Origin of the sequence: Anaerotignum sp. (assembly GCF_030625865.1) — a bacterium.
GTDB lineage: Bacteria > Bacillota > Clostridia > Lachnospirales > Anaerotignaceae > Chakrabartyella.
This window is the reverse complement of record NZ_DAOUQB010000064.1, coordinates 1-8,140: the sequence shown is the minus strand read 5'-3', so window position 1 is coordinate 8,140 and position 8,140 is coordinate 1. Positions and strand designations below refer to the sequence as shown.

Genomic DNA, 8,140 nt, shown 5'->3' with positions numbered 1-8,140 from the left:
ATGCCGGTTTTATTATTCACGGATAACCTCTTCTAATATCTCTGAGATTTCACCAATTAAATCATTGCAATTCTCTCTATTGGCTGATAGCCTACAACAATCAATACAATGCCATCGTTCCTGCATTTTGCAAAACAAAAGTAAACTTTTTTGTTTCGCTTCTTCCGTTGGAAATAAAATACCTAAAACCATAACCGCAGCAACCAAAGCACTGCACATTCCGCCGACACCAAAACCTGAGCTGATTGCGTTGCAACTATTAAGCAACTCTTCAGAAAGAGGAAAACCATATTCCTCTGCCGCAGCCCGCAAAATAGCTCGAGAGCAGTTTTCTCCTTGACTACAAAAAAGCATCGCCCGTTCCGTCATAAAATCATCCCCTTTGTCTTATAATATGAAAAAAAGGGACAATGGTTCTGAACAAATTTGAGCTTTTAATGAAACAAAGTTCTCTTTGTTTGTCATTGCATTTAACAACAATATCCTTCCCAAAACAAAAAAAACAAAAAAGCAATCTCCTAAGAGATTGCTTTTTCATTTCTTATTGTTTTGCCTACTCACCATAACCCTCTGTAGTCAAGCGCACTGCTAAAGGCAAATATCTTCCGCCTTCCCATCTGGGATTTTGGCTTCTTATCCATGCATAACAAATCAAAACGAAGGCAAAACCCAAAACAAAGGATACTAAGCTTGCCGGTAAAAAAGGAACCAAAGGACTTATTCCAAAATAGCCTAAAAACATACCTGCGAAAAATCCAATCAATGGAATTCCATAGCTAATTAACACTGCGTACATAAATGCATTTTCCTGCAACTCCAATTCAACCCAGTCACCCACCTCTGCATCGCAAAGGTTTTTTGCATCAATATCCATATCTTGCTCCATATATCCAGATAAACAAGCTTTACAATGACCGCAAGCCTCCTGACGGATGATATGGACCTTTATCATATTGCCGCTTCCTTCTGTAACCAGACCTTTCATACACATTACCGCCTTTCTATTCTAACCCCAGCAAGGGCACATTCCAACCTTACACTATTATTATACATAATTCGCAATCTTTTTTCAATACGCAGTCTAATTTGATTGACATGGCTTTTTTTCCCATTTTTTGTTTTAAGAAAAAAATAAATGCTCATACACTTTTAAAATTTTTCGTCTATCTATCATTTTTTCTCTTTTAACCTTACTTTTTATCCCTTTCCAAAGCTTTTGCCAGCTTCTCAATTCCAGTTTTTAATATTTCTTTTGTGGGCGGAGCTGAAATACAAATTCGAATTGCCTTGGGTGATATAACATTGCCCACAGAAAATTTCTCTGCACAAAAAACTTGTATCCCAATTTTCTTCGCAAACCCTTCGAACTCCATGCCATTTTTCCACTGCGGCGGCAACATAAGCCAACGAAAGCTACAAGTATCCTCCCCATAGACTTTGTATTTTTCCAAAATCTGATTCAAAATATTGTTGCGCTTTCTTAATTCACATTGCTTTTCTTCAACTATGGTGTCTAACATAGGTGAATTAAATATTCGATTTACAATCTCTGCATTCAGGGGAGACACCATCAAATTCATATTATATAATGCAATATCCAAAGCTGATTTATAACGAAATGGGGATGAGATATATGCCATGCGTAAACCGGGGCACAAAAATTTAGAAACACTGAAAATATGAATCGTCTGCTCTGGCGCATATGCAAAAAGGGGAAGCTGCACCGTATCACGCAACATACGATTAATTCCATCCTCAATGATAATTAAATCTAATTGTTTGGCAATTGTTCCAATGCAAACCCTTTCGTTATCCGTTAACGAATGGGTTGTGGGATTATGGTGTTCCGGTACAAAATAAAGTCCCTTCAAGTTTTCCGCCTTACAAAATCGTTCTAATTCTTCGCAAGCGAGCAAACCGTCCCGTTCTGGCAATGGAATCAACTGTACCCCCACCATTTTTGCAATGGATTTTAGCCCCGAAAAACTATGAGAATTCGTACCAACTCTTTCTCCTGAATGAAACAGCCCCAGCAAAATTGCACAGATGGCGTTTTGACTTCCGGATGCTAATAAAACGTTTTCTGGTGATACATCAACGTCTATTTTCTTTAACCATTGAGATACAGTCTTGCGTTGCATCTCTGTACCCGCTGGAGATTTGTACTCAAGAAAATTCTTAATATCCGGTTGTACAAAAACCCTTTTCATAAATTTAATAATGTCCTCATTATCATGATACGGGGGATGGACGGTCCCCAGTTCAATAAAGTCCGTATACTCTTGAGAATATAATAGAATATCACTGGTATGAACATCAGAAGCAACAAAAGTACCTTGTCCCACTTTTGCACAAAGCAGTCCTCGTTCCTCGCATAACTTATAGGTTCGAGTTATTGTGCTTAAATGCAAATCCAAATAGTCCGCTAACTCCCGTTGTGGGGGTAATTTGTCTCCAGGTCTTAGGACGCCCCTTCGAATATCGTCCTCCAATTTTTGAGCCAATTTGGTATAAATGGGGGGCGTTCTATCTAATAATTGCGGTTTCCAAGACATAGGATAATTTTCAAAAGAATTAATCGGCATTTGGAATCTCCCTTTTGTAATATTGTATTCCGTACAATTATACCATTGTATGGAGCTTAGCGCAATGCTATACTCAAGGCATAAAATAAAAAAGAGGTGGTACTATGAAAACAATCGGCCTAATTGGCGGCATGAGTTGGGAAAGCACAGTTACTTATTACCAAGTAATCAATAAAACAATTCAGAAACAATTGGGAGGCCTGCATTCAGCCAAGTGTCTTATGTACAGCGTTGATTTCCAAGAAATAGAGGAATATCAGTCAACAGGACAGTGGGATAAAAGTGGTGCAGTTTTATCAGCAGCTGCGGTAAGCCTGGAAAAAGCAGGAGCAGACTTTATCATAATCTGCACTAATACTATGCACAAAGTTATCCCCATGATCAAAGCAAAAATTAATATTCCAATTCTGCATATTGCAGAGGCAACAGCAGACAAATTAATAGAAAATCATATTCAAACAGTAGGTTTATTGGGAACAAAATATACCATGACCCAGGATTTCTATAAAAGCAAGCTTACAGAAAAAGGAATTCATGTGCTGGTCCCTTCGGAAGAAGATATAGAAATCGTTAATTCCATTATCTTTCAAGAACTCTGTCAAGGTCAAATAAAAGAATCATCCAAAAAAGAATACTTACGCATCATTCACTCTCTTTACGAAAATGGAGCCCAAGGTGTTATTTTGGGCTGCACGGAAATTGGTCTTTTGGTGCATCAGGAGGATACCTCTGTTCTGTTGTTTGATACCACAACAATCCATGGAGAAATGGCCGCTCATCATTCTCTTTTGTAGTTGCAACTAAGCAATTGCATCTATAAACAAATGGGGAGAAAAATTTATTTCTAGAGAGAATAATATTAGGGGATTTGAAAATATCAAACCCCCTTGTTTTAATCACATTAAAATAATATCTTTTTGCGAAGGAAGTTCAAATCAAATAAAAATATAGTTTAATTCTCTGCATTTTCCTGTCTCTTGTTCATGTACCAAAAAATAAAATTTTTTATTAAAGCCCCCAAGGGTACTGCAACCAAAAGTCCCCAAAAACCAAAAAGCCTGCCAAAAATTGCAAGAGAAAGTAAAACCAAAACAGGATGCATCTCAACTTTTTTTCCCACAACCCTTGGTACAATAAACACGCTGTCGATTTGTTGTAAAATTAAAATAAATATAGAAGCATATAGTGCTCGAATAGATTCTCCACTTAATAAACCGGCTAATACCGCCAATATAAATGCCATACCCGCTCCAAAATACGGTATTAAGTTTGAAAATCCTGATATTAATCCCAATACAACTCCATAAGGCAGACCCACAATGGTAAATGCAGTAGAAAACAGCACCGCCATAATTGCCGCATCCGTCATCTGCCCTCCAAGATATCCCGTTACCACACTATCTACTTCATGGAATACTCTCCGTATCCGCCTCGTGGTTTTTTCTCCCAGAAAAAGAAAAGATGCTTCTTGGCATAGAACCAAAATTTTTCTCTTTTCCATTAAAAAATAAAACGCAACCGTAAGTCCGACCGCAATATCAATCAAACTGCTTCCAATTTGAGGAATATATGCTGTAATCCCTGTGATACTTTGCTGTATCCAAAAGGTTATTTTCTCTGTCCACGCTGATAAAATCCCTTCGACATTTTGCAAAATTCCTATTTCCGCCAACTTTAAATTAAACAAAACTAAGAGATCTCCCATTTTTTGTACGAAAACAGATAAATTTTCCGTCAATCCCTCTAAATCGGCAGTTTCCAGGCTTTTTGCGGCCCAGCCACCGCCCAAAATCAAAAGGAAAAATACGCTGAAATATGTTGCCGCTGTACCTACCTTTCTGTTTTTAATTTGGCTCCGTCGTATTGCTGATAAATGGGATTCATAGCGTTTCTGATAAAAATTCGTAAGGGGCTCAAATAATATTGAAAAGAAAATCGCGAATAAAAGGGGTGCAAAAACGGCGAGGGTTCCCCTCGCCGCCTGTATTATGACATTTTTCGCCTCAGAAAGTTTAAAAAGTAACATTCCCATTACAACCAAAATACCAACCGTAAAAATCACATGAAAGGAAATAACTAGATATTTTTTATTCCAAGGCAACCGCATAGCTTCACCATTCCTTAAAAATCAGTGATCCATCCGCTTCAAAACTTCTTTTAAATATTCCCAAACTCGAATCGCAGAGGAAATAGAAAGACGCTCATCCGGTGTATGAACATCATACATTTCAGGGCCAATGGAAACCATATCTAAATTAGGTATTTTTTCTGAAAAAAGCCCGCATTCCAATCCTGCATGAATGGCAGAAATTGTTGCATCTTTGCCATACATTTCACGGTAGGTCTTGGCAAATATTTTTAGTAATGAAGAATCTGGGTTAAACCGCCAACCGGGATAATCATTCACTTCTTCAACCCTTGCTCCGCAAAGGCTGGCAACAGAATGAATTTTCTGGCAAATCAATTCTTTTCTGCTCTCCACAGAGCTTCTGACTGCATTGTCAAAATAAATATGATCTGCGTTTGTTTTCACAATTCCGATATTACTAGAACTCTCTACCAAACCCATCATTTCCATGCTCATAGTTTGAACACCATAGGGCAAAAGCAGTAAAATCGAAATCAATTGATTTTTTGTATCTTCCGACAATACTTTAAAAACTTCTTCCTTTAAGGACTCCATTGTTATAGTTATAGACGGTTCTCTTGAATTATATTCTTCCAGAAAGCTTTTTTCCGCTTGTGTCAAAAATGCTCTTACCGTCTCCTCATTTTCCTTAGAAAAAAGAACGGTTGCCTCTGCCTCCCGACAAATGGCATTGTCCATATTTCCACCATCCACACTAGCCAATGAAAAATCAAGATTTTCTTTTAACATATACAAAACTCTACCCATCAAACGATTGGCACTCGCCCTTTGCAAATGAATATCCGCTCCCGAGTGACCGCCCTTTAATCCACGAATGGAAATCTGATACGCCCCTCTTTTCGCCGGACTGTCTTTTCTCTCTGCAGGCAAATAAACCCTTACCCGACGTCCACCTGCACACCCTGAAAGAAGAACACCTTCTTCTTCTGTATCCATATTCAAAAAACGTTTGCCTTCAATATCAAAGGTTTCAAAAGCTCTAGCCCCCCCCATACCGATTTCTTCCTCAACCGTAAAAATCGTTTCAATTGGTGGATGAGCCAATGTATTATCATCCAACAGTGCTAGCATATAAGCCACTGCTATTCCATTATCCGCACCCAAAGTTGTTCCCTTTGCATGAATAAAATCATCTTCAACAGATATTTCTATGGGTTCTGTTAAAAAATCCATCTCCGTATCCGCATTTTTTTCGCATACCATATCAATATGTCCTTGAAGAATAACAGGTGCAACATCCTCATATCCCTTTGATGCAGCCTTTTTTATTAATATATTATAATGCGAATCCTGACGACAATATAACCCTCTTTCCTTTGCAAAAGCCACTATATAATCACTTAGTGCCATTTCATTTTCACTGCCATGGGGAATTTTACAAATTTCTTCAAAATAATGAAAAATTGTATCCCCGCCTAGGCCATCTAACTTACCCATTTTTTGTTCCTCCCTTCGACACTGCTTTTTCCATAATATTCCCTTGCTTCAAGGATGTCAATGCCGTTTCAACACTTATTATGCGTAAAAAAAATAAAACCAATGCTTTCTATGCTTAAAATAGGAAACTTCATATTTTTATATTCATTTATTTTTTTGCAAAAATTTATAAAATGTCAAAATTGTGACATCTTTTTGCCCATACTAAAAACTCCAACAGAAATTCTCTATCGGAGTTTTTCTACAGCGCCCTCGAGCATATGCCGATATCAACCGTTCATATGCTCCAATGCGTTATTGGCAGCATTTTGCTCAGCCTCTTTCTTGCTTCGTCCCCTACCTTTGCCTAGAAGTTTCCCATCATGAGTAACCTCTGCCACAAAAAGTTTATTATGATCCGGCCCCTGCTCGTCCACAATCTGATATTGCAAGGGAATTTTACTTATTTTTTGTATAATTTCTTGTAAATGGGTTTTTCCGTCCAAGTTTCTGAAGTTTGTTTTCGTATTTGCAATTTCCTCTTCCATGAAACGCATGACATAGCGATTCGCCGCTTCAATTCCCCCATCAATGCAAACCGCACCAATGATAGCCTCAAAAGCGTCCGCTAAAATAGAGTCTCTGTTTCTTCCTCCAGTGCTTTCCTCGCCTTTTCCTAATAAAATACAACGTCCTAAACCTAATTTTCGAGAAAGGGCTGCCAAAGATGTTTCACACACCACAGCTGCACGAAGTTTTGTCAACTCGCCCTCTGGCATCTGAGGAAAAAAGCGATACATATATTCACTGACAATCATGTCCAAAACGGCATCCCCTAAAAACTCTAGGCGTTCATTATTTTCGTGCGTACCCTTTTTCATTTCGTTGGCATAGGAGCTATGGGTCAAAGCTAACACCAGTAAACTTTTATCCGAAAAAGAGTACTCTATCTTTCGCTCGAACTCTTCCAGATTTAAATGATTCATAATTAGTTCTCCAATACATTTTTTATATAGTTAACTGCATCCCCAATGGTTTTAATTTTTTCTGCTTCGTCGTTTTCAAATTCCATATCAAAAGCCTCCTCCAAAGCAGAAATAATCTGGAACAAATCCAAAGAATCTGCACCCAAATCCGCAAAAACCGTATCTTGGGTTAAAGTGTCTGCTGAAATATTCAGCTGTTCTGCAATTACATTCATTACTACTGATTCATCCATATTGATAACCTCCTAAACATTTTTCTTCCAATACTATAACCCATTTGTTGCCATTTGTCAGTAGAAAACAATAAAAATTTATAAAACTTTTAGATAATTTTTTCGTCAATTATTTACCGCAAAGGTAGATATTAATAATTGTATTTCATTTTCATTTTTTCATGCTAGGACAAAAAAGGGTAAACATTTTTTTAAAGCCAGCATATAATTTGCTAAATTTTTTCCATTTAAAAACTGCCCATAATAATGATGGGCAGTTTACTTTACTTATTTTCATTATTTAAGCAAGTTCTTTCAACTATCTTTTACGTATTCCGTTAGCTTTTCTGCCGCCTGAATCAGACGTTTGCCAAATGGTATCCAAATAATCCAAAAAAGAACACTCGGTCCTAATATATGAAACAAATATGGATGATTATATATAATTTGATCCATCGGCAACATAAGGCATTTTCTCCTTAGATTTTTCAGTTAATGGTTTAATATTTCGCTTTCCTTTTTTTGCTGATATTCTAGCACTAATTCATCTAGTCCCTCAATTTTAAATGGTGTATTCGATATCTTCGCAAAGGTCATTTCTTTCCCATCAAACACAAGAAGAAAACTTCTATTTTTAAATGTTATTTGCTGGTTTTGGAAGCAGTTACCTGATAAATCATAAGTGGTCTCCGACTTTTTTTCGTAATTCCCCTTAATAAATATATCCATGGGCTGATTCATTAAATAAAAGTCACCATCGTCCACCATAACGCTTATTGTATATCCTTCATA

The 8,140-nt window shown here is 37.3% G+C and carries 10 protein-coding genes; 1 reads left to right on the top strand and 9 read right to left on the bottom strand.

The features are described 5' to 3' along the window. Window positions 1–12 precede the first annotated feature (12 nt). From P9Q65_RS12655 to P9Q65_RS12645, 3 genes are all read right to left on the bottom strand, one after another. Window positions 13–369, bottom strand: a complete 357-nt coding sequence (locus tag P9Q65_RS12655) for a C-GCAxxG-C-C family (seleno)protein (RefSeq protein ID WP_304509837.1) — start codon at window positions 367–369, stop codon at window positions 13–15. Window positions 370–553: 184 nt separating this feature from the next. Continuing rightward, entirely contained in the window at window positions 554–985 is a 432-nt protein-coding gene (locus P9Q65_RS12650) for a SoxR reducing system RseC family protein (RefSeq protein ID WP_304509836.1), read from the bottom strand. A gap of 205 nt (window positions 986–1,190) precedes the next feature. Continuing rightward, window positions 1,191–2,585, bottom strand: coding sequence for an aminotransferase-like domain-containing protein (locus P9Q65_RS12645; protein WP_304509835.1), 1,395 nt, complete (start codon window positions 2,583–2,585; stop codon window positions 1,191–1,193). Window positions 2,586–2,689: 104 nt separating this feature from the next. Between P9Q65_RS12645 and P9Q65_RS12640 the strand changes: the two genes are divergently transcribed. Next, entirely contained in the window at window positions 2,690–3,379 is a 690-nt protein-coding gene (locus tag P9Q65_RS12640) for an aspartate/glutamate racemase family protein (RefSeq protein WP_304509833.1), read from the top strand. Between the two features lie 158 nt (window positions 3,380–3,537). Here P9Q65_RS12640 and P9Q65_RS12635 read toward each other — a convergent pair whose 3' ends face one another. From P9Q65_RS12635 to P9Q65_RS12610, 6 genes are all read right to left on the bottom strand, one after another. After that, window positions 3,538–4,692: an AI-2E family transporter gene (locus P9Q65_RS12635; protein ID WP_304509831.1), complete on the bottom strand. Its 1,155-nt coding sequence runs from the start codon at window positions 4,690–4,692 to the stop codon at window positions 3,538–3,540. Between the two features lie 21 nt (window positions 4,693–4,713). Next, the gene (locus P9Q65_RS12630) at window positions 4,714–6,171 is read right to left on the bottom strand and encodes an aminoacyl-histidine dipeptidase (protein WP_304509829.1); all 1,458 of its coding nucleotides are present in this window, start codon (window positions 6,169–6,171) and stop codon (window positions 4,714–4,716) included. Window positions 6,172–6,440: 269 nt separating this feature from the next. Continuing rightward, window positions 6,441–7,136: a ribonuclease III gene (rnc, locus tag P9Q65_RS12625; RefSeq protein ID WP_304509828.1), complete on the bottom strand. Its 696-nt coding sequence runs from the start codon at window positions 7,134–7,136 to the stop codon at window positions 6,441–6,443. Window positions 7,137–7,138: 2 nt separating this feature from the next. Further along, window positions 7,139–7,369: an acyl carrier protein gene (acpP, locus tag P9Q65_RS12620; protein WP_304509827.1), complete on the bottom strand. Its 231-nt coding sequence runs from the start codon at window positions 7,367–7,369 to the stop codon at window positions 7,139–7,141. A 294-nt stretch (window positions 7,370–7,663) separates the two neighbouring features. Beyond that, window positions 7,664–7,813 (bottom strand): hypothetical protein, encoded by a 150-nt coding sequence (locus tag P9Q65_RS12615; RefSeq protein WP_304509825.1) that lies wholly within the window; start codon window positions 7,811–7,813, stop codon window positions 7,664–7,666. A gap of 27 nt (window positions 7,814–7,840) precedes the next feature. Further along, window positions 7,841–8,140 (bottom strand): hypothetical protein (locus P9Q65_RS12610; RefSeq protein ID WP_304509823.1); only part of this gene is annotated, 300 nt, incomplete at its 5' end.

Excerpts from the sequence above, each read along its gene's own strand:
- P9Q65_RS12655 (WP_304509837.1), bottom strand. The coding sequence starts at position 369 with ATGACGGAACGGGCGATGCTTTTTTGTAGTCAAGGAGAAAACTGCTCT.
- P9Q65_RS12650 (WP_304509836.1), bottom strand. The coding sequence starts at position 985 with ATGAAAGGTCTGGTTACAGAAGGAAGCGGCAATATGATAAAGGTCCAT.
- P9Q65_RS12645 (WP_304509835.1), bottom strand. The coding sequence starts at position 2,585 with ATGCCGATTAATTCTTTTGAAAATTATCCTATGTCTTGGAAACCGCAA.
- P9Q65_RS12640 (WP_304509833.1), top strand. The coding sequence starts at position 2,690 with ATGAAAACAATCGGCCTAATTGGCGGCATGAGTTGGGAAAGCACAGTT.
- P9Q65_RS12635 (WP_304509831.1), bottom strand. The coding sequence starts at position 4,692 with ATGCGGTTGCCTTGGAATAAAAAATATCTAGTTATTTCCTTTCATGTG.
- P9Q65_RS12630 (WP_304509829.1), bottom strand. The coding sequence starts at position 6,171 with ATGGGTAAGTTAGATGGCCTAGGCGGGGATACAATTTTTCATTATTTT.
- rnc (WP_304509828.1), bottom strand. The coding sequence starts at position 7,136 with ATGAATCATTTAAATCTGGAAGAGTTCGAGCGAAAGATAGAGTACTCT.
- acpP (WP_304509827.1), bottom strand. The coding sequence starts at position 7,369 with ATGGATGAATCAGTAGTAATGAATGTAATTGCAGAACAGCTGAATATT.
- P9Q65_RS12615 (WP_304509825.1), bottom strand. The coding sequence starts at position 7,813 with ATGTTGCCGATGGATCAAATTATATATAATCATCCATATTTGTTTCAT.